The organism is Algibacter sp., from assembly GCF_039977455.1.
Classification (GTDB): domain Bacteria; phylum Bacteroidota; class Bacteroidia; order Flavobacteriales; family Flavobacteriaceae; genus Algibacter_B.
The window spans coordinates 1-24,515 of the sequence record NZ_JBDWDG010000008.1; the positions used below are offsets into that span (position 1 = coordinate 1).

A 24,515-nucleotide genomic window follows, 5' to 3' on the forward strand; every position below is an offset into this window, starting at 1 on the left:
TTGAGGCGATTGATCTTTCTCCTCTGTTAAAACTTGACCTAGGGCATTGTTAAAAAACCCTAAACAAAAAATCAAAATAATTAGCCTTGTTTTCATAGTTTTATTATTTTAATACTTAGATTACAACTAAATATTCCTTAAGGCAATGATATTTATCATTAAAGTCAAATCATAAAAAGATACAGAGGTCTTAAAAAAAACTATTTTATAAAAAAACGCACTACTTCAAAGTGTATAATCAATTACATGTTATATGTGTACTCGAAAATTTCTTCGGATTTTCCTCGGGTTTGTTTTCGTTTGCTAACTTAGTTCCAGCCCACCCAACTAACCCTACACAAACACGTTCTAAGTTGATTTCAAATTGTATTCTTACGTGAGCATTCAGAAGTTTAATAAATTAGCGTTATATGGGGGTTGTAGTTCATTTAAAAAAACCGAAGTTTAAAATGAAAACACTATAGAAACACCTGTATAGTTTAACTTATTATCAAATCCAACCGCCCTATTTTCTAATTGAATTTTGGCCTTTTCTTTGTGTTTACCTTTTGCAATAAATAAAGGAATACTACTTAAAGTAGTGGCTCCTCCTAAATAAGACAACCAAAGACCTTTGGTATTATTTGTATTGTCATCGCCAAAAATATTATCCAAGTCTTCAGCCACATTAATTCCAATTCCTCCAACAATCATAGCTATTCCGCCACTTAAAGTTAGCCATGCAGCAGTATTGTTTGCTTTCTTTTTACTAATATGAAAATCATATCGTTCTTGAGGAGATTGATCTTTTTCCTCTGTTAAAACTTGCCCTAGGGCATTGTTAAAAAACCCTATACAAAAAATCAAAATAATTAGCCTTGTTTTCATAGTTATATTATTTTAATACTTAGATTACAACTAAATATTCCTTAAGGCAATGATATTTATCATTAAAGTCTAATCATAAAAAGATACAGAAGTCTTAAAAAAAACTATTTTATAAAAAAACGCACTACTTCAAAGTGTATAATCAATGGCATGTTATATGTGTTTTTACCTGAGGATGTACAAACGGTCTAATACCCCAAATAACGCTCTAAAAAAAACTAACTCACCCACTTCATCATTAAAGCGCAGGCAAATGCGGCATAGGTGCCTAAAGCATAGCCTAAAACCGCCAACAAAACGCCTACAGGTGCTAACGACGGATGAAAAGCTCCTGCCACCACAGGTGCCGAGGCTGCACCGCCAATATTGGCCTTAGAGCCTACAGCCAGAAAGAAATAAGGGGCTTTTATAATTTTAGCAACTACAAACAGTAAACCCACATGTATAAGCATCCAAACAAAACCTATGGCGAATAGGCTTATGTTTTCTACTATAGCATTTAAATTCATTTTCATACCTATAGAGGCTACCAAAATGTAAATAAACACGGTGCCAATTTTACTGGCGCCAGCGCCTTCGTAACTTTTTATTTTGGTAAACGACAGGATAACACCTACGGTTGTTGCGGTAATTATTAACCAGAAAAAGCCGCTACCTAGTCCGAAATCGACCAAAAACGGTGCATTATCCTTTACCCAAACACTTAAATTATCGCCCACAAAATGACTTAGTGAGGTCACGCCAAAAGCTATACCTAAAAGGATTATTAAATCGTTAAAGGATGGAATTCTTGCGGTTTCTAAACTAAAGGTTTCCATTTTATTTTTTAAGGCGGTTATGGAGGAATTGTCGGCTTTAAAATAGGCGTCTATTTTATTGGATTTGGCAACACCTAACAAGAGGAATGCCATCCAAACTTCGGCCACCAACACATCTACAACAGCCATGATACTAAACAGGCTATCGCTTACCTCCCACTGTTCTTTCATAGCGAGTTGATTGGCGCCACCACCAATCCAGCTGCCAGCTACGGTCGATAATCCTTTCCATAATTCGGTACCTTCTACATCAATTAATATATCTGGAGCCACGAAATTAAAAAACAAAATAGCCAAAGGACCACCAATCATGACACCTAGGGTTGCGGTTAAAAACATAATCAAGGCTTTGGAGCCTAACTTAAAAACGGCTTTTAAATCGATACTCATGGTTAATAGTACCAATGCCGCGGGTAATAAAAAGCGCGACGACACATAGTATATTTTACTGCCATCTACAAATTGTGCATACACCGAAGCATCAATATGGTTTGCTGCGATATAGGCTTTTAGGGTAGGTAAATTAGTCACGCCATCTAGATTGCCATAAAGCCCTTGTAAATGTGTTATGGTTGCCGTAACGTCTATCCATTTATCGGCTATTAACCCTACCGAACTTAATACCGATGGTAAAAAATAACATAGTAATAAGGCAGGTACAATTTTATAAAACTTTGTAAACCTTGGTAAACTAGAGGTGTGAAATATAAGCGCAAGGGTGACGCATAACACGCCGAAAATAATAGTATCGTTAGCAAAAAAAGGCAAGTCGCTGTTAATCTCTGATATATTCATGGGTGGTATTTATGATTTCTATCGTTTGAAAATTTATAATAATTGGAAGTGTAGTATTAATGAAAGACGTTGAATATTGAATTGAAATACTAGTTTTAAAGTGGTTCTCGATACAATCTCGAAAATAAATCGAGATCACTCGAACTGACATGTAGTATTCATAGATTGATTTCTGATTTTATTGTTTCTAAATTTATGATAATTTGTGTGCTAACTTTTAAAAATAGATGGCGCTGTATTTTGAATTGGAATACTAGTTTTAAAGCGGCTCTCGATACAATCTCGAACCAACATGTAGTAAACTATTATGAATTAAAAAATCTCAAGGTTGCCTTTACCTTCCCTGATTATTACAGGTTCGTCTTCTGATAAATCGATAACCGTAGAGGGTTCGTTATCGCCATAACCACCATCGATTACCAAATCGACAAGATTCTCCCATTTTTCTAGAATCAACTCGGGATCTGTGGTGTACTCTAAAACTTCATCCTCATCATGAATAGAGGTCGATATAATAGGGTTTCCTAATTGCTTTACAATCTCTAAAGCAATATTATTATCGGGCACCCGAATACCAACTGTTTTCTTTTTTTTGAACGGGTTTGGTAAGGTTTTAGAACCTGGAAGAATAAAGGTATAAGGTCCGGGAAGCGCGCGTTTTAAAACTTTAAAAACCGAGGTGTCTATTTGTTTTACGTAATCGCTTAAATTACTTAAGTCATGACAAACAAAAGAAAAATTAGATTTTTCGAGCTTTACGCCTTTAATTCTAGCAACTTTTTCTAAAGCTTTAAGGTTTGTAATATCGCAACCCAAACCATAAACAGTATCGGTTGGGTAGATAATTAAACCGCCCTTTTTCAAGACATCTACAACTTTCGCTATTGCTTTTGGGTTAGGATTTTCATTATATATTTTTAAAAAAACAGCCATCTTTCCTTGTGAATTTACTTATACAATTTAAATATTTTTTTGGTATACTAAAATGATTCTTTAAATTATTTAAACCCTAAAGGTAAGACATAAAAAAAAAGCACTATTTAAAAATTAAATAGTGCTTTTTTTCATTGGTTTTAATAGCGCATTCCGCCACCGCCTCTTGACGAACCTCCTTGTCCTCCACCGCGAGACATGTTATTATTTTCTTCGGAGGACTCTTCTGGTACTAAATCCTTTTTTACATCTACTTGATATTTAAGCCATTTTTTATATTGCTTTTCATTTAATAAGCCTTCTAGTTGCGTATTAAGCTTTACTTCTTCTTCCTGAATGGCTTTTTTAGCTGGCTCCATTTTTTCTTCTGCCAACTTTTTAGCTTCTCGCATTGGGTTTTCCTCAGTATCTTGCTGCATACCATAATCGCCAGAATCTCTCTGCTGCCCTCTTTGAGATCTTGAAGATTTCATTACCATGTTCATATACACATTTAGCGTATCAAAATTATCCTTATTATTAAGAGCAATCTCATTAACCGCCTGATTGTATTTCATAATCGCTTGACGAACATCTAAAATTAAAGCATCATCCTTTTTACTTTTTAGTTTTATTTTATTAACCGCTTCATTATCATCATAATTAAAAATTCCAACAATTTTTGAGGCATCAAATTCTACCATTTTTGGTCGTTGGCGTTCACTTTGTTCTTGTCCGCCGCCCATAGAACGACCACCTCTACCACCACCGCCACCACGTTGGGCTTGAGTAATATTTAAACTTAAAGCACATAGTAATAATAGAAAAACTCTCATATAAGTATTGATTAATTGTTTGTGCTAATTTAGATGCTTTATATAAAAAAACTTTCAGCCTTTAATAAACATTTAACAATACTAAACTTTTATAACCCCTATAAACCTTCGTGATTACCCGATAACTTCTAGTTTTGCAAAACGTAACAATAGCTTTTTAACACCGCCATGCTGAAAGTTAATTTCAGCTTTTGTATCGGCTCCTACGCCTTCAATTTTTTTAACTTCACCAACCCCAAAACGTAAATGTTTAACAAGGTTACCTACCGTTAATTTACTGTCGAACAAATTAGGAGCTCCTTCACTTTTAGCAACAGGCTTTAAGTTTTTAGGTGTTGTAACCTTAAATTTTTCTGGTTCTTTTTTAGCTGAATTAGCCTTTTTAAATACCGGTTTTTTAGCTGGTTTATACCTAATTTTATTAGGATTTGCCTTAGTTGATGCTCCATCACCAAAAATATCAGCCGATAGCATTGGGTTAAATCGACGTTCTTCAATAGGAGTTACAATCTCTAAATACTGCTCATCGATTTCTGAAATAAAACGACTAGGTTCAGAATCTACTAATTTCCCCCATCGGTATCTTGACAAAGCATAGGTTAAATACGCTTGCTTTTCTGCTCTGGTAACCGCTACATAAAAAAGACGACGTTCTTCTTCCAACTCGGCTCGTGTATTACCACTCATGGCACTAGGAAATAAATCTTCTTCTAAACCAACTACAAATACATTAGAGAACTCCAAACCTTTAGCTAAGTGAATGGTCATTAACGCCACATGATCTGGATCGCCTTTATCGCCATCTGCATCCGTAGCTAAAGCCACATCTTCTAGGAATTCTGCTAAAGATCCTGTGGTATCGGCAATTTCTTTCTGGCCTTCCACAAAATCCTTCATACCATTTAAAAGCTCTTCAATATTTTCCATTTTAGCAACACCTTCTGGCGTGCCATCTTTATTGAATTCTTTAATGATACCCGTTGTTCTAGTAACGTGTTCTGCTAATTCAAAAACATCGGCAGTTTGATTAAGCACTTGAAAACTTTCAACAAGGGTTACAAAGTTTTTAAGTTTGGTTTTTGTCCCGGCATTTATGCTAACATTGGTTTTATCAATGTTTTTCATCACCTCAAATATGGTGCGTTTATAACCATTTGCAGCAACAATAAGTTTATCTACAGTGGTTTGACCAATACCTCTAGCTGGAAAATTGATGACACGTTTTAAGGCTTCCTCATCAGCAGGATTTATAACTAATCTTAAATAGGCTACTACATCTTTAATTTCCTTTCGTTGATAAAACGATGTACCACCGTAAATTCTGTATGGAATATCACGTTTTCTTAAGGCATCCTCAATAGAACGGGACTGTGCATTGGTTCGATACAAAACCGCAAAATCACTATTTTTTAGCTGATTTTGCATTTTGCTTTCCCAAATGGTACTGGCTACATAGCGCCCTTCATCACTATCGGTTAACGAGCGGTTTACAATAATTTTACCGCCTTCGTCATTTGCTGTCCAAACTACCTTATCCAGCTTCGTTTCATTTTTATCAATAATAGAGTTTGCTGCATTTACAATGTTTTTGGTCGATCGGTAATTTTGCTCTAATCGAAACACTTTCACATCGTCATAATCATTCTGGAAATTCAAAATATTATTTATGTTCGCACCACGGAACGCATAGATACTTTGTGCATCATCACCCACAACACAAATATTTTGAAATTTATCGGACAAGGCTCTCACGATTAAATACTGCGAATGGTTGGTATCTTGATACTCATCAACTAAAATATATTTAAATCGGTTTTGATACTTTGCTAAAACTTCTGGAAAACGGGTAAGTAACTCGTTAGTTTTTAGAAGTAAATCATCAAAATCCATGGCACCTGCCTTAAAACAACGGTCTACATATTCTTTATAAATCTCTCCCATTCTAGGGCGTCTTGCCATAGCATCGGCCTCCTTTAACTCGGGGTTTTGCATGTACGCACGTACCGTAATCAAACTATTTTTGTACGACGAAATTCTACCTAAAACTTGCTTGTATTTATAAACGTCTTTATCAAGATTCAACTCTTTGATAATAGATGCTATTAAACGACCAGAATCTTGAGAGTCATAGATAGTAAAGTTACTAGGGTACCCTAATTTATCGGCTTCTATCCTTAAAATTTTTGCGAAAATAGAGTGAAACGTTCCCATCCATAAATTTTTAGCTTCGCTAGCTCCAACTATGGTTGAAATACGTTCTTTCATCTCTTTTGCCGCCTTATTTGTGAATGTAAGCGACAAAATATTAAAAGGGTCTATACCCTTACTCATCATATATGCTATACGAAATGTTAGCACTCTTGTTTTACCTGAACCTGCTCCAGCAATAACAATCATAGGGCCATCTATTTGAATTGTTGGCTCTAATTGGGCATCGTTTAACTGGCTTAAATACTTTTCCAAATCATCATCAATTTAAGCCGTGAAATTAACCATTGTTATCCTTTTTTCACTTCTGAATTATTAATAATTATAAACAATTTATATCTAATTATTTCCTGACTTTTTACCGTTTCCCGTAATCGCCTCTAAAAGTGCATCTCTTAAACTAAGCCAAACAAAATTAAATACCGATTTAGACTTGTCTCTTTCAACAGATTTTGATTCACCATACCTGAAAACACCGTTTTTACTTTTACTATGCTTTGAAATAAAAATATTCAACACAGCCGATAACAGTTTATTTTTTTCACTTCCATTTTCCTTTAATAAAATGACATCAAAATTATTGTAATCCACTTTTAAGTCTGTCTGCCCTGTATTTTCGTTTCCGGCCATAGTAAAATACATTTTATTAAATTCTCCCTCAAAGCGCACATTTAGGTTAGGCTCAATAAATGGGTTTAAATCCTCGGCTTGCAGATTACCTATTTCTGATTTAAACACAAAGGCGTCATTTTGGTTATTTACATCAAAATCCCATTGTACATTTAAGGGCGTATTTTTAATAAAAACAGCGTCAATATTAATAGACGTTTTGTTTTTGTAGGTATTACCAATATTTTTAATAGTTGAGTTTAGGTTATTAAAAACCAGCTCCCCACCTTTTAACTCCGTCTTTACTTTTTCGGTGTAAGTAATTGACGAATTATTAATATTTAAAACATCTACCCCCAATTTAAAATTTAACTCACGTAGCATTTTACTATATAAAGGCCTGTAAGTAATATCATCTAGAAGCAATTTATTTCTAAATACATTAAAATTTGCTTGATAAACAGTTGCTAGTGGACTTTTAAAATAGAATAGCGTATCGCCCTCAAAACCAACTTTTGGATGCTTTATATCTATAGAATCTATATTTAAATTGAAGTGATCTCGCTCCACAGTATGGTAAGATATTAAAGTTTCTTTTGAGTATTTCGTATTTACAGCAATCCCTCTAATTTTAGCCCCTTCAGCATTGTAATCAAAAGTTTTTAAAATTAAGTTTTCAAATGGGCTTAGGGCATAAAACAGTTGCCCTGTTTTTACATTAAAGGCGTCGTATGTAATCTCCGGTTTCCTAGAAGCTTTGGTAATTAAAATGTTTTTAATATTAAACTGAATAGCTTCCGTTTTCAATAATAAAGAATCATTTGATGCATTATACATACCTAATTCTCCATCCATTACATCAATCCTACCAATTTCCAAATCTTGTTTTAAGGGAGATTTATAAATGTTATTATACGACCTGTTCTCTACCAAAGGGTTATGGAAATAAGTTATATTTGGTTGTGTTAAAACAATCTGGTTTAAAGCAATTTTACCATTTATAAAATAGCACCAGTAACTAAAACCTAAAATACTTAAATCTTGAATTTCAACTTTTAAATTTACCGAATCTGTTGTTTTACCATAAATTGTAACTGTAGATTCTTTTAATTCAACGTTTCCTGTTAACATGTTTAAGCATAAATCTTTATAATCTACTTTTATATTTTCAGATAGGTGTTGTAAACCTATTTTTAGCTTATTTTTTAATTTATAATTTACAACAAAACCAGTTATAAAGAGTAAAACTAAAACTCCCACAATCCAAATTAATCGCTTTTTTAACTTAGAATTCATTTCATAAAGATATACATTCAATATTTTTATACCATATTTTTAAATACCTTTAATTTTTAAAAAGTAAACTCATTTCGTTAACGGTTTATCTATTTCTTAAAACATTAATATGGATTCAATACTCGTTTTTTTATCAAATATAGCCTGGTGGGGATGGCTTTTATTAGTGCTTATTATAGTAGCTATTCGCGATATTTTCTTTCAAAATTCACATACCATTAGTCATAACTTCCCTATTGTTGGACACTTACGATACTGGCTTGAAAGCATTGGACCAGAAATGCGTCAATATTTTGTTGCAAATAATAGAGAAGAGCTACCATTTAATCGTATTGAACGCGGATGGATATATGCTTCTGCAAAAAAAGAAAACAATTACGAAGGTTTTGGTACCGACAGAGATATTTACGCCCATCAGCATATCTTTATTAATAATGCGATGATGCCTTATGAATTACCAAAAAACCATCCTAATACGTTTGATCACTGCTTTTTACCTTGCGCTAAAGTAATGGGTGAATTTAATAAACGTAAAAGACCTTATAGACCGGCATCTGTAATTAATGTTTCTGCTATGAGTTTTGGTTCCTTATCGGCAAAAGCTGTAGAGTCTTTAAATATAGGTGTAAAAATAGCTGGAGCATACCATAATACGGGTGAAGGTGGCTTATCGCCTTACCACAAAAATGGTGGCGATGTGGTATTCCATTTCGGTACGGGTTATTTTGGTGTACGAGCTAAAGATGGTGGTTTTTCTATGGAAAAATTAGTAAATCTCGTAGAAACCAATCCTTTTATTCGCGCTATAGAAATTAAATTATCACAAGGTGCCAAACCAGGTAAAGGCGGCGTTTTACCTGGTGCAAAAATAACAAAACAAATTGCAGAAATTAGAGGAGTTGAAGTAGGTAAGGATGTGTTATCACCACCAAACCATAAGGCGTTCTCTAATGTTCCGGAAATGGTAGATTTTATTGAAAAAATAGCCGAAGCTACTGGCTTACCTGTAGGAATTAAAGCCGCCATAGGAAAACTAGAACAGTGGGAAGAATTAGCCAATATTATGCTATCAACAGGAAAAGGTCCCGATTTTATAACCGTTGATGGCGGTGAAGGTGGAACCGGAGCAGCACCACCAAGTTTTGCTGACCATGTTTCATTGCCTTGGGTTTATGGATTTAGTGACCTTTATAGACTATTTAAAAACAAAGGATTATCAGAGCGTATCGTGTTTATTGGTAGTGGAAAATTAGGTTTTCCTGCAAAGGCTGCAATGGCTTTTGCTATGGGTGCCGACTGTATAAACGTGGCTCGAGAGGCCATGATGAGTATTGGCTGTATTCAAGCCCAAATTTGCCATACTAATCGTTGTCCTGCCGGAATTGCAACTCAAAAAAAATGGACACAAAATGGCATTAATGTGCCTTTAAAATCGGAACGTTTAGCCCAATATTTTAAAACGTTTAGGAAAGAATTTATTGAAATTACCCACGCCGCAGGATACGAGCACCCTTGTGAATTTAAAATGAGTGATATTGAAATAAATGTTGATGACCATAACCTTTCAAAAGAACTACACCGTACCTACATGTACGAGAAAACTATAGTGCCGTTTAAAGGGATGCAGCACTTAAAAGATTGTAAGTATTTAGGAGGTAAAAACTAGTTTTTATAAATTTAGCAAACCCTATAATAATTTTTGTTCAATAAACACAAACCACTTATGTTTGTAATTAATTAACTTTTTTTATGGATACTAGCCGCATTATAGACCTATTTTTATTTGCAATACCAACAGTAATAACAGGGATTATTGCGTTCTACTTTTTTAGACAACACACCAAAAATGAAGATAATCGCCGTAGTTATTTACTAAAAAAAGATATGCAGGTTAATGCTATGCCATTACGGTTACAAGCTTATGAGCGCATGGCGCTTTTTTTAGAGCGTATTTCCCCATCAAAACTACTTATTAGAATCACACCAACATCTTCAAATAAAGAAGATTACGAAGCCTTACTTATAAAAAGTATTGAACAAGAATTTGAGCATAACTTATCGCAACAAATTTACATTAGCGACAAATGTTGGAGTATTGTAACGACTTCAAAAAACGCTACGATACAACTGATTCGAAAATCAAGTATGTCTGAAAAAACAGATTCTGCTAACAAACTGCGTGAAGTTGTTTTAACCGAAATGATGGAGCGACGTTCACCAAGCGATGCAGGTCTTGCATTTATAAAAGAAGAAGTATCAAGTTTGTGGTAAATCCTTATCCCGCAACTCGTTAGACTGCGCTTGTTTACACTTGTTTTTTGCGTAGTAATACCCCTGTTGCCACCATTTAGTCATTAATTTTTTATTAAAAACTAAGGAGTTTTCAGTAAGTTTAGAAGGCGTATAATATAAGTTAAGTTTTACCTCCTTATTTTTTGCTGCTAACTTCCCAATTAAAATATCACTCCGTTCTACTTGATCTAATAAATGACCAAATAGATTAAGCATTAAAGAAAAAGGGTTTTTACCAAGAACCTTATTATATGCCATACTTTCCGACTCTAAAATAATAGCGTCAATTTCGGTTGCTCCTCTTAAAATAGCTTCGCGAATAGGAACAACACATCCAAAAGCACCGTCAGCATATTCAAATCCACCTTTTTTTACCAATGACATAAACGGTATATAGTTACACGAAATCCAAATCCAATCGCAAAACTCATCATAACTAAAGTCTTTTATGGACTTATATTCTACCACGTTTTTTGAAAGGTTAGAAACCGTAACCACAACATCATCCTTGGTTTCTTTTATGGCTTTAAACTCTTCATAAGTAAAATGCTTTTTTAAGTAACGACGTAGCGCTTTACTTTCACCAAAAGTGCGCTTGCGTTTTATAAATTGCCATAAAGAATTTAAAAAATCAATAGAAACATACTCACGTCCTTCTTTTCTTCTAATAATAAAAGGACTAACACTAAAAATGTTTTTTTGATTTACGTTTGTAAATACCTTATGAATTTTATCAATTTTTCCAGCGGCCAAATGAGGTATAAGCAAACTACCTGTGGAAGTTCCTAAAAACATATCGTAATTTCGCCCTTCTTCCTTAATTAAATACTCGGCAACACCACCAGCGTATGCACCTTTACTACCTCCTCCCGAAATTACTAATGCTTTCATTAATTTAAAATTGTACGTAAATATAAAAACTTAACGTGTAATTAATTGGCTTTTAATAACTCTTTTGCAAATTTCTTAAATCGCCAATTATGATGCGTCGTAGCTTGTTTTAAATTTTCTTTACAAACGGCATTACAAGCTTGAATTTGATGTAGATATTGAAACGCATTTTGACGAATTTCAAAGCCATATTCTGGATTTGTATAACTAGTTAACTCATCAAAATATTTTGAATTGTTCTCTAGTTGAAAATCATCACTAATTAAAGCTAAAGTTAACCAAAGTATCCTAACATTCTTATCGTTAAACCCTTGAATATGTTTAGTTTTTTCTAAATAATTTGTTCTTTCTGACGGAAAATTTTGCCACAGATTAAATAATGCAGTCTCAATAGTTATGTATGATGCATCATCAAGAAGCGACTCGTATTCTGTTTTTAATTCTGAAGGTATATTAGATATGTTTCTAGCAATAGCTTGTCGTACTTTAACACTATTTTTAAAATTTTCCTTTTTTAAATGATTAGGTATTTGAGAAATCACTTTTATTTTAGCTTCATCTGAAATTCCTGAAGCCAGATAATCACTACACTTTGATGTGAAAGCTTCGCAATCGACCATTAAATATTCTTGAATAAAAGATGATTTTTTTAAACTTTTAAGAACTTCATGATAGTTAAATGTTTCAGCTTTTAACCAGAAATCAACAAAATCACTCAAATCTTCTCCGCTAGCTATTTCAACTTCTTTAATAAAATTATCAGTTTCTACATTTTTATATTTATACGCATTTAAATATGTCTTTACAGCTGTTTTAAAGACCTTGTCTCCTATTCTTTCTCTAAGTAAATGCAAAACCCAAGCTCCCTTTTTATAAAACGTTGTACTACTCGATTTAGGATCTAACAACGAGGTACTTCCACCCGCCTTATCTTGTTCTAATAATTCTTGTGCATATTCATATAACCTCCAATAGTAATAATTATCTCCAAAAATATCACGTTCGGCTAACAAAGCATAATAGGTTGCGAAGCCCTCTTGTAGCCAATGGTGTGTGCCTGAAGTTTCGGTAACTAAATCGCCAAACCATTGGTGTGCTAGTTCGTGTGCATTTACATTAACATAGTTTTTATCTACAAATGCTATAGAATCAATTACAAAACTATCTGCAAAAATGGTTGTACTAGTATTCTCCATACCTGCGTATAAAAAGTCTTTTACAGGTACTTGTTTATAGTTTTGCCAAGGATATGGAACACCTATTTCTCCTTCTAAAAAGTCGAACATTTGTTTTGTGTAGCGATATGTTGGCTCGAATTTTAAAGAATCTTCTGGATAATAATACATCTCTAAAGGAATACTACTTTTTGAATACTCTACATTTTTACTGTATTTACCTATAACTAAAGCCGCTAAATAGCTCGACATAGGGCTTTGCATGTCGAATTCCCATAAATTAAACGAAGGCTCTTCTTTTTTAGAAACCATTTTCCCGTTTGAAATAACTTCAAAACCTTTAGGCGCTATGCAACTGATATCGAACTCTATTTTATCATTCATATCATCAATAGACGGTAACCAATGACTTGTATATTTCCCTTGGCCTTGTGTCCAAATTTGCTTTTTCTCGATACTATTCCGATTTTTATCGGAATACCCCGAAGTGATATTTTCCTTATTATCCCAACCAATAAAATAAATCGCTTTTTTAGGTGAAGCAAGAAACAGAAAACTAAGCGTGTAAGTTTTTGAAGCTTCAAAAGGATTATAAATGATTAGTTTTTTACCATCATTTTTGAATTTTACTGTGCTTTTATTTAGTTCGACACTACTAAATTTCATGTCAATAGCATCCAAATACACAGAATCCGTTTGTTTTAAAACATCGAATTTTATTTCATAAGAATTAAAAACCGTAGTATCCACTTTCATTTGATTAAAAGCTAAAACCGTTTTTACTTCTTTAAAATCCACATAATGGGTTTGTTGTGCACCTAGAAGATGTGCACAAAAACATAACACTAAAACTATCCATTTCATGATTTTAAAGATATCAAAGATTAACCCAAAACCATAAAAACGCCACTAAAAACTATGAAACTCAATTAAATTAGCCTCATAATACTGATTACCAAGTTTTGATAACAGATTTCTAATCACATTACTATCACCATCAATGGCAAGTGCCGAATATCCAACATCATTCAGTTTACCTAAACGTAAATCTATAATGTTTATATTTTTAGACGCCAATGCAGATAGCAATATCAGTAAAACTCCTGGCGCATTATTATGTTTAGTTAAAATAACTTTATCGCTTAGGGCTAAATTTAATTTAACACCATCCATTTCAAGTAAATACACACCATCGGTATAATAATTAGGCATTGCAGCATCTTCTTGATATGTTAAAGCTTTAAAAAGACCAGTATCTGTACCTTTTGTAAAATCGATAGCATTTTGCACTCTTCCGTTTTTATTGTCTAAAGACAAAAAGGCAACTGCAGTTCCATCGTTATTGGATTTTAAGCGTGCTGTTTCCACATTAATACCCTCTGATGCCAATGTGTTAAACAATGAAGAAATCACACCAGGTTCATCCAAATGCTCAGAAAACAAGCCGTTTACTATGGTTTGTGTGTTTTTAGGGATTTCGTTGGTAACCGTGATAGATTTACCCCATTTACGTATTCTAATAGCGTTATAATCTCCCATTCCTGTAGCGCTTCTATATAAGTCTACAAATTCAGAAAATGAACCTCCAAAAGAAAAATCTGGTATAATACGACGTTGATTATCATCTAATCGTTGATTTAGCAACTCGATACCCTTATTTAAAACGGTATATTTAACCTTTAAATCATGGTCATCGTAAATCGTACGGTTCTCTGGAATAAGCTTTGAATAGCTTACATAACTCTCATATCCGGCTTTTTGAATATACTCTAAACTTTCTTTATAATTTAAACCGTAGTAACGCACATGATGCGTATCTGTACCTACACAAACAGGTATTTGCAGTTCGTTAGCACGTCTTAATATACTTTGTACCGGATACACACCAACACCTTTAAATTTACCCGCCATATTAACATCTAGCGATAAATTTCTGTCGGCAATAAGCTCTAAAAGCGTTCTAAATTTATTAGCCAAAGGATGAGCACTGGTTTCAAAATTAATTAAAGCTTCTGGCATATCTACATTTAGCTTTGGTAAGTCGATATGACCAATTATTTGAATCATATCGCCAAAACTTTCAATCATTTGGGTCATTTCATCAAAATAACCACCCCAATACGCTTCAAGACTACCACGCATTTTTAATAACTCCTGAGCTTCTTCCTTAGATCCATCATAAGGCAATCCTTCTGGTGCAAAATGCACTGAACCAATTACATAATCGGCATCTTCAGCTTGAAAAATCTTTGAACGACTCCATTGCAATCCAATTTCTGGTCCCATCCACTCCAACTCAACACCATATTTAATATTTATTTGTCCGGCGTATTTTTCACGAAGCCCTGCAATACGTTTTGGATAATTTAAATACGATTTATTACCACGAATAAACTTTACATTAGTATCCGTTTCAGCGATATAACGAAAATTTGTTAAGCGCGGTGAGTGAATTATAAACGTAATACTTGGGTTACCAGCTTCAATAGCTTTATCAACAATATCCTCTAATTTATCAATACCATGTTTTACATGATCTTGCTCTGTTCCAGCATGAATACCGTGTGTTTCCCAAATAAATTCGTTGAGCTTTCTCATCAATCAATATGCGTTAAGTTGTTTTTTAAGAGCACCAAATTTAACTAATGAAATAGAATTATGTGCTATATTTCAATTTTTTCAACAGTTTTTCAGAAAAAAAAAGCAATACCGCTAAAAACCTCTCAAATTCATAAAGAAACTAAGTATTTAATAAGACTTATTTTTTAATTAATTTCGCATTTATGTCTGTAAACCTACAAACTCCAATAGATTATTTAAAAGGCGTTGGTCCAAATCGTGCCGATTTACTGCGCAAGGAGCTAGGCATCCATACCTATCAAGATTTAATTAACTTATTCCCAAACAGATATATAGACAGAACACAATATTACAAAATCAATCAACTTCAACGCAATAACGCAGATGTACAGGTAATTGGAAAAATAACAAGCTTTAAAGAGGTAGCACAAAAGCGTGGAAAACGCTTAGTAGCTACGTTTCAAGATGATACCGGAACCATGGAACTGGTTTGGTTTCGCGGACAAAAATGGATTAAGGACAGCTTAAAATTGAACAAAACCTATGTAGCCTTTGGAAAAACCAATTGGTTTAGTAGTAAATTTAATATGGCGCATCCGGAATTAGAATTACTAGAAGACCATGAAAAAAACATGCGTTCAGCCATGCAACCTGTATACCCATCGACAGAAAAATTAAATAATAAAGGCATTACAAACCGTGTGATTAATAAAATCATGCAACAATTATTTATTGAAACGAAAGGAAGATTTACAGAAACACTTTCTGATAATTTACGTTCTGAATTAAAATTAATCAATAAACAATCGGCACTTTTTAATGTGCATTTTCCGAAGAATCAAGAGCTACTTTCGCGCGCACAATTCCGACTTAAATTTGAAGAATTATTTTATATTCAATTGCAATTAATTATTAAAAATTTAATTCATAAATCAAAAATAAAAGGCTTTCCATTTAATCAAGTTGGCACGTATTTTAATTCCTTTTTCAAGAACCATTTACCCTTTGAATTAACCAACGCACAAAAACGTGTTTTAAAAGAAATTCGTGCAGATTTAGGTAGTAACGCACAAATGAATCGGCTTTTACAAGGAGATGTAGGATCTGGCAAGACCATAGTAGCCTTTATGTCAATGCTCATGGCACTTGACAACGATTTTCAAGCTTGTTTAATGGCGCCGACTGAAATTTTGTCAGTCCAGCACTATAACGGATTACTTGAATGGTGTAACGAATTGAATATCAGTATAGAAATACTCACAGGTTCAACTAAAACTTCAAAAAGAAAAATAATCCATGAGTCCTTAGAAAATGGCGAATTACAAATTTTAATTGGCACGCATGCCCTATTGGAAGACAAAGTAAAATTCAAAAATTTAGGACTCGCTATTATTGACGAACAACATCGATTTGGAGTAAAACAGCGCAGTAAATTATGGAAAAAAAATGCGCTTCCACCCCATGTTTTAGTCATGACGGCAACACCAATTCCAAGAACATTAGCCATGTCTGTTTATGGTGATTTGGACATCTCGATAATTGATGAATTACCCCCCGGAAGAAAGGCCATAAAAACGGTTCATAGATATGATAAAAACCGGTTAAAAGTTTTTAAATTTATTCGAGATGAAATTGATAAAGGGCGTCAAATTTATATTGTTTATCCTTTAATTAAGGAAAACGAAAAAATGGATTATAAAGATTTAATGGATGGCTATGAAAGTATATCAAGAGACTTCCCAATGCCTAAATATCAAACTTCCATTGTTCATGGTAAAATGAAACCTGCCGATAAAGATTATGAAATGCAACGTTTTATTAAGGGTGAAACACAAATTATGGTGGCTACAACCGTTATTGAGGTTGGGGTAAACGTACCTAATGCTTCGGTTATGATTATTGAAAGTGCCGAACGTTTTGGTCTATCACAATTACACCAGTTGCGCGGTAGGGTTGGTCGTGGTGCAGAACAGAGTTACTGTATTTTAATGACTAGCCACAAATTAAGCGCAAACAGCAAAACCCGCTTAGAAACCATGGTTAGAACGAATGATGGTTTTGAAATTGCCGAAGTGGATTTAAGATTACGAGGCCCTGGTGATATTATGGGTACACAGCAAAGTGGTGTTTTAAACCTTAAAATAGCCGACATTATTAAGGATAACGATATTTTACAATTGGCGAGACACCATGCTAAATCAGTTTTAAAAATAGATCCTTCGCTTGCACTTCCTGAAAACCAAGTGTTTTTAAACACCTACAAACAACTAAGTAAGTTTAAAAATATTTGGAATTATATTAGTTAAACGGAAATTGGAAGAACCCGACTTTTGACTACTTCCTGAAGCCTTTCTACATAAAACTGAGTAGTTCCGACATAAAAACACGCTTCTCGCATTAGGGATTGAGGCATTATTGAAGCTCTTTTTGTGTTGTTGCACCTATGCAACACAAAAAAGCGACTGCCAAAAGCCCGACCCTTGTGGTAATGCCCTAATAATTTAATGGTCTATTTTAATGTTTATAACTACTTTTACAAAAAATAATATATCATGCTTGGTTTAAAATTAGCAACAGACCCACGTTGGGTAAACATTGTAGAGTCGAATATTGAAGAAATACTTACCGATCATGCTTGGTGTGAGCAAAAAGCAGCGACCAATGCTATTACTATTATTACAAATAATAGCGAACATGAAGAACTTGTTACCGAGCTAATAAAATTGGCTCAAGAAGAGTTAGAACATTTTCAAATGGTTCATGATATTATCAAAAAACGTGGTTACGTGCTTGGTAGAGAGCGAAAGGACCATTATGTTAATGAACTTTATAAGTTTATGAACAAGGGTGGTAACAGACAGCAAAGTATGGTGGATCGCCTACTCTTTTCGGCTATGATTGAAGCGCGTAGTTGCGAGCGTTTTAAACTTTTATCTAAACGTATTAAAGACCCAGAATTATCTAAATTTTACCATGATTTAATGATTAGCGAAGCTGGACACTACACTACATTTATAGGCTTTGCTCGCCAATATGGCAAAGGGATTGATATTGATAAACGCTGGAAAGAACTTATAGAGTTTGAAGGCCAAGTGATCCAAAAGTATGGAAAATCTGAAACCATACATGGTTAAAACCTAATTTTATTAGTTCTTCAAAAAAAAAAAAAAAAAAACAATACCTATTCTATTTTAACGAAAAAAGCTCACATTTCTAGTACTCTAATGGCATGAAACAAACCGCATATTCCATTTTAGATCTTGTTATTGTTTCTGAAGGAAAAACATACCAACAAACTTTAGAGGACAGTATAGCATTGGCAAAAGAAGCTGAAACCTTTGGTTACAGACGCATTTGGTATGCAGAGCACCATAATATGGCAGGCATTGCTAGTAATGCGCCTCAAATTATTATTAGCCGAGTAGCGCAGGAAACTAAAACACTTCGAGTTGGATCTGGCGGTATTATGCTACCAAACCACTCCCCTTTTATTATAACGGAGCAATTTGGAACTTTAGCTACTTTATTTCCAAATAGGATTGATTTAGGACTAGGAAGAGCCCCTGGGACAGACCAAGAAACGGCGCATGCTATTCGCCCTAATTTTTTACAAGCTACTCATTCGTTTCCACAAGATGTTGAACAAATTCAGAAATATTTTTCTACACAAAACAGCCACTCTAAGGTTCGAGTGCCCATTGCAGAAGGCGCGCTTGTACCTATTTACATTTTAGGATCTAGTACCGATAGCGCACATTTAGCAGCTAAAAAAGGCCTTCCTTACGCCTTTGCAAGCCATTTTGCCACCACACATTTACATAATGCCATAACGATTTACAGAAATGAATTTAAACATTCTGAATCTCTTAAAATACCTTATGTTTTAGCTGGAATTAATATTTTTATTGCTGATACTGATGAAGAAGCTGAAGTAATGGCAACTTCTTTTTTTAAAATGATAATTGCTTTATTAACGAGTACTAAACGCGAACATTTAGAGAAACCTTCAGAAATGACAGCAGATTTAAGAGAAACTATGAAACACCCTGCTGTTAAACAAATGACCAAATATACCTTTATAGGTGGTAAAAACACAGTAAAACAAGGCATCCAAGACTTTTTAAACGAAACACAAGCAGACGAACTTATTGCGGTTACCAATACTTATGATGCTTCTAGCCGAATCAAATCATATCGTTATTTTTCTGAAATAATGAAAGAGTTGAATTCTAAATCATAATTTTTAAAATTAGCGCTAAATAAACAATCTGTTTATCAGATGAAGTTTTCAACCAGAAGTGCGACGCTAAATGCTTCAAAAAAGCTATTTTTACATCAACAAAATTAGTTACTTATAGGAATGATTCACATTCACGAAAAAACATTACAAGATTTAGAATTTCAAACGGTTTTACAGCAAGTTAGCGAACTTTGTATTACAGCACTTGGTCATGAAAAAGCATTAGATATTTTACCTTATAAAACCAAAGAAGAGTTACAAATAGCGCTCAATTTAACCAATGAATACGTGTCGTCTTTTTATAACGACAACCGCATACCTAACCACGGTTTTGACACCATTACCAAAGAGATTAAGTTACTTAATATAGAAAACACATTTTTAGAAGTACATGGCTTAAAAAAAATAGTAGCCATGTCTATTACGGTAAATGAGATTGTGGTATTCTTAAAAAAGTTTGCTGAATATTACCCAATTTTGAACGGGTACGCTTCCCATATTGAAGTTACCAAAATTCTAATTGAAAAAGTAGATGGTATTGTAGACCGTTTTGGGGATATAAAGGACAATGCATCCAACTTACTTTTCGATTTAAGACAATCTATAAATACGATAAAAGGTAAAATAAACGCTAGTTTTACTAGTGCTTTAAACACCTATCACGCCTTAGAATATTTAGATGATATTAGAGAATCTGTTGTAGATAATAAACGTGTACTAGCTGTAAAAGCTATGTATAGACGTAAAGTTAAAGGATCCATAATGGGTGGTAGTAAAACAGGCAGTATTGTTTATATCGAGCCAGAAACGACCTTAAGATACAGCAGAGAACTTAATAATTTAGAGTATGAAGAATCAGAAGAAGTTGTTCGTATTTTAAAAGAAGTCACCGATTTTATTCGTCCGTTTTTACCATTATTAAAGGACTATCAAAACTTCTTGATAGACATTGATGTTATTTCCGCGAAAGCGAAATACGCCAAATCCATGAACGCTATTCTACCTGAATTTTCAGAAGAGAGAAGCCTGTTTTTACGCGATGCCTATCACCCACTACTTTATTTAAACAATTTAGAGAAGAAAGAAAAAACATTTCCGCAGACTATAGAATTAAAAAATGATAGCAGAATTATTGTTATTTCTGGCCCGAATGCCGGCGGAAAAAGTATTACATTAAAAACCGTTGGCTTACTGCAAGTTATGCTTCAAAGCGGCATGCTAATTCCGGTACACGAGCGCAGTAAAGTATGTTTGTTTGATAGAATTTTAAGCGATATTGGTGATAATCAATCTATTGAAAACCATTTAAGCACATACAGTTACCGACTAAAACAAATGAATTATTTCTTGAGGAAGTGCAACAAAAACACACTTTTCTTAATAGATGAATTTGGAACCGGAAGTGACCCTGAACTTGGTGGAGCTTTGGCTGAAACGTTTTTGGAGGAGTTTTACCATCGTGAAGCTTACGGTATTATTACCACCCATTATTCCAACTTAAAAATATTAGCGAACGAATTGCCATTTATGCTTAACGCTAATATGCTTTTTGATGAACGTAGTTTAGAACCACTTTTTAAACTCGTTATCGGTCAAGCCGGAAGTAGTTTTACGTTTGAAGTGGCACAAAAAAACGGTATCCCGTTTAGCTTGATAAATCGCGCTAAAAAGAAGATAGAGCGCAGTAAAGTTCGTTTTGATGCTACTATTGCAAAATTACAAAAAGAACGTTCTAAACTTGAAAAAACGGGGCAATCGTTAAAAGAAAACGAGAAAAAGAAGCTTGAAGAAGCCGATAAGCTTGAAGAGATTAATAATAAAATTCAGAAAAAATTAGAAAGCTATCAAGAATTATACGATAGCAACCAACGTTTAATTTATTTAGGACAAAAAGTAAATGATATTGCTGAAAAGTACTTTAGCAACAAGCAGAAAAAGACTTTAATGGACGAGCTTTTTAAAGTCGTGCAGATTGAAAACTCGAAACGTAAAAAAGTTACGGCTAAACAAAAGAAAGCTATAAAAGCTAAAGAAAACAAAGTAAAACAAGAAGCCGAAAAGAAAGTAGAAGTTATTAGGAAAAAGAAAAAAATAGCAAAACAAAAAGCTATTGAAGCGCCTAAACCCAAAGCCATTATTCGTATTGGAGACCGCGTAAGGATGGAAGATGGTCGCGCCATAGGCACTATTGATAAAATAGAAAAAAACAAGGCCGTTGTTAATTACGGAATGTTTACAACCAATGTTAGTCTAGATCAATTGGAACTTGTTGAAGCTGTTAAAAAGTAAGCCTTCTCAATAAAAATACATCTTTTTAAAATTTTACTTATTTTTACTTAATTAAATTGGTTAACCAATTGTAAAATTTGTGAAATGAAACATATCCTATTCTTCTTTTTAATAAGCACCACTTTTCTTTTTGCCTGTAGCTCGTCTAATAACGAAGACATGGTAGTCGAGGTTGAAGATCCAGAAAAAGAAATTATTGAGGTTGAAGAAGAAGAAGAAGAAGAAGAAGAAACTCCAACTGAAGACACCTCTAAAATTACTTGGAAAAATTGGTACTTATCTTTGCCTATAGATAATGGCAACGGCAAAGCAACTTCTATTTATTATGAAGCTATTGAAAACAATACGTTAACTAATGCCCAATCTAAATATTTTTATAAAAATGAAGATGGTAGCTATACCCTATTCACCCAATTTACAGGCTTTACAACCTCAGGGAAATCTGAACTTAACGATAAATATTGTAGAACAGAATTGCGCGAGTTTTGGAAAGGGAATCAATCGACCACCGATAATTGGTCCATGGCTACTGGCACACACATACTAGAAAGCACTTTAAAAGTTGATTTTGTTGAAGGCAATGGCAGAACTATTGTTGCTCAAATTCATGGTAAAGAAACTTCGAGTCTTGAAGGTGCTCCTGCAACCGTTAAAATTAGATGGAATAGCGGGGAAATTCAAATTGATTATTACACAAAACCTGATGCCGGCGAACCTTGGACCAGTGCGTTCGATGAAAAATTGAACGTTGGTAAAGTAGATAACGAAATTTTCACCTTTAAAATTAAAATTGAAAACGGTAAATTCTATTATGGCTTAGTTTGCGAGGCAAAAGGTATTCATACCGATTACACCTTAATATACGATTATGTTGGAAATGGTTACGGTCATGAAAATTACTTTAAAACAGGTAATTACTATGGTTGGAATGCAGATTATGAAAAAACAGCTCAGGTTGTGTTGTATGAGGTAAAAACCGAGCATTTATAGAGAAACCAAGTTCTTAAATCCCTTATTTATTTAAGGCTGAATTCTTACTAAGTTGAGCCCTAACTAAAACATGAGTTCTTACTGCATATTCACTATCTTTACAACGTGAATATTAAAGTACCAAAAGATAAAAATTTAATTCTGTTTGATGGCATTTGCAACCTTTGCAATAGCTCTATTTTATATGTTATTAAACGTGATAAAAGGAGCAAATTTATGTTTGCGCCTTTACAAAGTGAGGCAGGAAAAAAAATTATAGAGAAATTTAATATAGACACCTCGCTTATAGATTCCATAATTCTATATAACTCCAAAAAGGACACCATTAGTTACAAAAGTACAGCTGCCATAAAAGTAGCTTCCAAACTGGGTTTCCCGACTAGCATTTTAACTATTTTTCTTATTGTCCCTAGCTTTATTCGCAATTGGGTTTATGATTTTATTGCCAAAAATCGCTATAAATGGTATGGTAAAAAGGAAGCTTGTATGATTCCTACGCCAGAATTAAAAGTAAAATTTTTAGAATAACAATTTAGTTACGCAACCCTACCAAGTTTTCTACATCTTGTATAAAACATGCTTAATTATGCTTAAAAAACTAACCCTTTTATTTTTTGTTATTGCAATTGTATCTTGTAATAGTGACAATAGCATTCCAGATTGTTCCACTGTTTTGTGCGCAGCTCCATTTTTATCAATTAATTTAATTGATACCGACACTAATGAAAACTTCGTTCTTAATAATAACATTACTGAAGAATCTATAGAAATTCAAGATGAAAACGAAAACACAATTGAATTCACTTTAATAGAATCAAATGGATTGTTATATGTAGAAAAAGATGAGGATAAAAAAGGAATATTAAATATAACTATTAATGAAGTATTAGCTATTAGCTTTGGTTATGACACAACCCTACCATTAACCAACGCGTGTTGTGATTTTGGCGAACTCAAAAATATAGTTATTGAAAATAAATTGTATGAAATTGAAGGCAATACGATTATCATTTATTTGTAATTTTTTAAAAACTCCAACCCCTTTATTCAGCTTTTAAAATCTTTTTCAATTGCCTGTATGTTAATTGTTCCATTTGGCCAAAATCCCCATCAGCAAAAGCCATCAATTTAATATCGGCAAATAAATCGGTTAAATCATTACGGTAATAATCATGTGTTTTTACGCCTTCAATAATATTCTGAATACTCTGGTAATCATTATCTTTTTCAAATTGGCCACTAACACGTTTATAAACCGTTTTATCAACCCGGCTTAAAATATATTTTTTTTCTTTTTTAGACTGGTCCAAATCGGCATGAGACACATAAATTAAAATATAGGCTAGCAATTCGTCTTTCGTCCATGTATTTGGCTTTTCCATAATTTATTTTTTTAAACTGCCATATTCGGTCCAAGAACCATCGTAAACTGAAATATTTTTATATCCCGAAAGTTCTGCTCCTAACGCCAAAACACAGGCTGTAATTCCTGAACCACACGAAAATATAATGGGATCATCTTGCTCTGCCACCATATAAAAGGCCTTAGCCAATTCTTTTTTAGACTTTAACATGCCATCTTCCAAAAGATCTGTAAACGGCAAATTAACAGAAGTAGGAATAGTTCCTGAACGCAAACCTTCTCTAGGTTCTGGCGTTTCACCACTAAACCTGCTTGACGAACGTGCATCGATAATTTTATGTGTTTGTTTTTTTG

Annotated in this window: 20 protein-coding genes; 9 read left to right on the forward strand and 11 right to left on the reverse strand. The window is 33.6% G+C overall.

Features of this window, described 5'->3' with window-relative positions; translation table 11 throughout:
• Window positions 1-444: 444 nt before the first annotated feature.
• The 6 genes from ABJM36_RS01940 to ABJM36_RS01965 form a co-directional block, all read right to left on the reverse strand.
• Complete coding sequence (locus tag ABJM36_RS01940; protein WP_348448612.1) at window positions 445-867, reverse strand: hypothetical protein; 423 nt, start codon at window positions 865-867, stop codon at window positions 445-447.
• 218 nt (window positions 868-1,085) lie between these two features.
• Entirely contained in the window at window positions 1,086-2,480 is a 1,395-nt protein-coding gene (locus ABJM36_RS01945) for a DUF819 family protein (RefSeq protein ID WP_348448614.1), read from the reverse strand.
• A gap of 312 nt (window positions 2,481-2,792) precedes the next feature.
• Window positions 2,793-3,413: an L-threonylcarbamoyladenylate synthase gene (locus ABJM36_RS01950; protein ID WP_348448616.1), complete on the reverse strand. Its 621-nt coding sequence runs from the start codon at window positions 3,411-3,413 to the stop codon at window positions 2,793-2,795.
• Window positions 3,414-3,553: 140 nt separating this feature from the next.
• Window positions 3,554-4,228: a hypothetical protein gene (locus tag ABJM36_RS01955; protein ID WP_348448618.1), complete on the reverse strand. Its 675-nt coding sequence runs from the start codon at window positions 4,226-4,228 to the stop codon at window positions 3,554-3,556.
• Window positions 4,229-4,342: 114 nt separating this feature from the next.
• Window positions 4,343-6,691, reverse strand: coding sequence for a UvrD-helicase domain-containing protein (locus ABJM36_RS01960; RefSeq protein ID WP_348448620.1), 2,349 nt, complete (start codon window positions 6,689-6,691; stop codon window positions 4,343-4,345).
• A gap of 84 nt (window positions 6,692-6,775) precedes the next feature.
• Window positions 6,776-8,341, reverse strand: coding sequence for a hypothetical protein (locus tag ABJM36_RS01965; RefSeq protein ID WP_348448622.1), 1,566 nt, complete (start codon window positions 8,339-8,341; stop codon window positions 6,776-6,778).
• Window positions 8,342-8,450: 109 nt separating this feature from the next.
• On the opposite strand from ABJM36_RS01965, the gene ABJM36_RS01970 reads away from it, so the two are divergent.
• Together ABJM36_RS01970 and ABJM36_RS01975 are read left to right on the forward strand one after the other, a co-directional pair.
• Window positions 8,451-10,007 carry an FMN-binding glutamate synthase family protein gene (locus tag ABJM36_RS01970; RefSeq protein ID WP_348448624.1) on the forward strand — a complete coding sequence of 519 codons (1,557 nt, stop codon included), beginning with the start codon at window positions 8,451-8,453 and terminating at the stop codon, window positions 10,005-10,007.
• Between the two features lie 83 nt (window positions 10,008-10,090).
• Window positions 10,091-10,612, forward strand: coding sequence for a hypothetical protein (locus ABJM36_RS01975; protein ID WP_348448626.1), 522 nt, complete (start codon window positions 10,091-10,093; stop codon window positions 10,610-10,612).
• On the opposite strand, the gene ABJM36_RS01980 is transcribed toward ABJM36_RS01975, so the two are convergent.
• From ABJM36_RS01980 to ABJM36_RS01990, 3 genes are read right to left on the reverse strand one after another with little or no spacing between them, the layout of a single operon-like run.
• Window positions 10,598-11,524, reverse strand: a complete 927-nt coding sequence (locus ABJM36_RS01980) for a patatin-like phospholipase family protein (protein ID WP_348448628.1) — start codon at window positions 11,522-11,524, stop codon at window positions 10,598-10,600. The two genes, ABJM36_RS01975 and ABJM36_RS01980, sit on opposite strands and share 15 nt — an antisense overlap.
• Before the next feature lie 41 nt (window positions 11,525-11,565).
• Window positions 11,566-13,563 carry a M1 family metallopeptidase gene (locus ABJM36_RS01985; protein WP_348448630.1) on the reverse strand — a complete coding sequence of 666 codons (1,998 nt, stop codon included), beginning with the start codon at window positions 13,561-13,563 and terminating at the stop codon, window positions 11,566-11,568.
• A gap of 45 nt (window positions 13,564-13,608) precedes the next feature.
• Window positions 13,609-15,297, reverse strand: a complete 1,689-nt coding sequence (locus tag ABJM36_RS01990; protein WP_348448632.1) for a histidinol-phosphatase HisJ family protein — start codon at window positions 15,295-15,297, stop codon at window positions 13,609-13,611.
• 185 nt (window positions 15,298-15,482) lie between these two features.
• Between ABJM36_RS01990 and recG the strand changes: the two genes are divergently transcribed.
• The 7 genes from recG to ABJM36_RS02025 all read left to right on the forward strand — a co-directional run bounded on the left by recG (window position 15,483) and on the right by ABJM36_RS02025 (window position 23,819).
• Window positions 15,483-17,585, forward strand: a complete 2,103-nt coding sequence (gene recG, locus ABJM36_RS01995) for an ATP-dependent DNA helicase RecG (protein WP_348448634.1) — start codon at window positions 15,483-15,485, stop codon at window positions 17,583-17,585.
• Window positions 17,586-17,831: 246 nt separating this feature from the next.
• Entirely contained in the window at window positions 17,832-18,413 is a 582-nt protein-coding gene (locus ABJM36_RS02000) for a tRNA-(ms[2]io[6]A)-hydroxylase (protein WP_348448636.1), read from the forward strand.
• Between the two features lie 95 nt (window positions 18,414-18,508).
• Window positions 18,509-19,519, forward strand: coding sequence for an LLM class flavin-dependent oxidoreductase (locus tag ABJM36_RS02005; protein WP_348448638.1), 1,011 nt, complete (start codon window positions 18,509-18,511; stop codon window positions 19,517-19,519).
• A gap of 120 nt (window positions 19,520-19,639) precedes the next feature.
• Window positions 19,640-21,808: a DNA mismatch repair protein MutS gene (locus ABJM36_RS02010; RefSeq protein WP_348448640.1), complete on the forward strand. Its 2,169-nt coding sequence runs from the start codon at window positions 19,640-19,642 to the stop codon at window positions 21,806-21,808.
• An 84-nt stretch (window positions 21,809-21,892) separates the two neighbouring features.
• A complete protein-coding gene (locus tag ABJM36_RS02015; RefSeq protein ID WP_348448642.1) occupies window positions 21,893-22,798 on the forward strand; it encodes a polysaccharide lyase family 7 protein in 906 nt (301 codons plus the stop codon).
• 105 nt (window positions 22,799-22,903) lie between these two features.
• Window positions 22,904-23,326 (forward strand): DCC1-like thiol-disulfide oxidoreductase family protein, encoded by a 423-nt coding sequence (locus ABJM36_RS02020; RefSeq protein WP_348448644.1) that lies wholly within the window; start codon window positions 22,904-22,906, stop codon window positions 23,324-23,326.
• 58 nt (window positions 23,327-23,384) lie between these two features.
• Window positions 23,385-23,819 (forward strand): hypothetical protein, encoded by a 435-nt coding sequence (locus ABJM36_RS02025; protein ID WP_348448646.1) that lies wholly within the window; start codon window positions 23,385-23,387, stop codon window positions 23,817-23,819.
• 22 nt (window positions 23,820-23,841) lie between these two features.
• Here the strand turns inward: ABJM36_RS02025 and ABJM36_RS02030 are convergent, their stop codons facing one another.
• Both ABJM36_RS02030 and ABJM36_RS02035 read right to left on the reverse strand, forming a co-directional pair.
• The gene (locus tag ABJM36_RS02030) at window positions 23,842-24,180 is read right to left on the reverse strand and encodes a hypothetical protein (RefSeq protein WP_348448648.1); all 339 of its coding nucleotides are present in this window, start codon (window positions 24,178-24,180) and stop codon (window positions 23,842-23,844) included.
• A gap of 3 nt (window positions 24,181-24,183) precedes the next feature.
• On the reverse strand, window positions 24,184-24,515 hold a 332-nt coding region (locus ABJM36_RS02035; RefSeq protein WP_348448650.1), incomplete at its 5' end, for a rhodanese-like domain-containing protein.

Bases quoted from the DNA above. Each gene is read 5' to 3' on its own strand.
- ABJM36_RS02015 (WP_348448642.1), top strand. From the start codon at position 21,893: ATGAAACATATCCTATTCTTCTTTTTAATAAGCACCACTTTTCTTTTT.
- ABJM36_RS01975 (WP_348448626.1), top strand. From the start codon at position 10,091: ATGGATACTAGCCGCATTATAGACCTATTTTTATTTGCAATACCAACA.
- ABJM36_RS01985 (WP_348448630.1), bottom strand. From the start codon at position 13,563: ATGAAATGGATAGTTTTAGTGTTATGTTTTTGTGCACATCTTCTAGGT.
- ABJM36_RS02010 (WP_348448640.1), top strand. From the start codon at position 19,640: ATGATTCACATTCACGAAAAAACATTACAAGATTTAGAATTTCAAACG.
- ABJM36_RS02005 (WP_348448638.1), top strand. From the start codon at position 18,509: ATGAAACAAACCGCATATTCCATTTTAGATCTTGTTATTGTTTCTGAA.
- ABJM36_RS01940 (WP_348448612.1), bottom strand. From the start codon at position 867: ATGAAAACAAGGCTAATTATTTTGATTTTTTGTATAGGGTTTTTTAAC.
- ABJM36_RS01965 (WP_348448622.1), bottom strand. From the start codon at position 8,341: ATGAATTCTAAGTTAAAAAAGCGATTAATTTGGATTGTGGGAGTTTTA.
- ABJM36_RS02025 (WP_348448646.1), top strand. From the start codon at position 23,385: ATGCTTAAAAAACTAACCCTTTTATTTTTTGTTATTGCAATTGTATCT.
- ABJM36_RS01950 (WP_348448616.1), bottom strand. From the start codon at position 3,413: ATGGCTGTTTTTTTAAAAATATATAATGAAAATCCTAACCCAAAAGCA.
- ABJM36_RS02000 (WP_348448636.1), top strand. From the start codon at position 17,832: ATGCTTGGTTTAAAATTAGCAACAGACCCACGTTGGGTAAACATTGTA.
- ABJM36_RS01980 (WP_348448628.1), bottom strand. From the start codon at position 11,524: ATGAAAGCATTAGTAATTTCGGGAGGAGGTAGTAAAGGTGCATACGCT.
- ABJM36_RS01945 (WP_348448614.1), bottom strand. From the start codon at position 2,480: ATGAATATATCAGAGATTAACAGCGACTTGCCTTTTTTTGCTAACGAT.
- recG (WP_348448634.1), top strand. From the start codon at position 15,483: ATGTCTGTAAACCTACAAACTCCAATAGATTATTTAAAAGGCGTTGGT.
- ABJM36_RS01955 (WP_348448618.1), bottom strand. From the start codon at position 4,228: ATGAGAGTTTTTCTATTATTACTATGTGCTTTAAGTTTAAATATTACT.
- ABJM36_RS01990 (WP_348448632.1), bottom strand. From the start codon at position 15,297: ATGAGAAAGCTCAACGAATTTATTTGGGAAACACACGGTATTCATGCT.
- ABJM36_RS02030 (WP_348448648.1), bottom strand. From the start codon at position 24,180: ATGGAAAAGCCAAATACATGGACGAAAGACGAATTGCTAGCCTATATT.
- ABJM36_RS01970 (WP_348448624.1), top strand. From the start codon at position 8,451: ATGGATTCAATACTCGTTTTTTTATCAAATATAGCCTGGTGGGGATGG.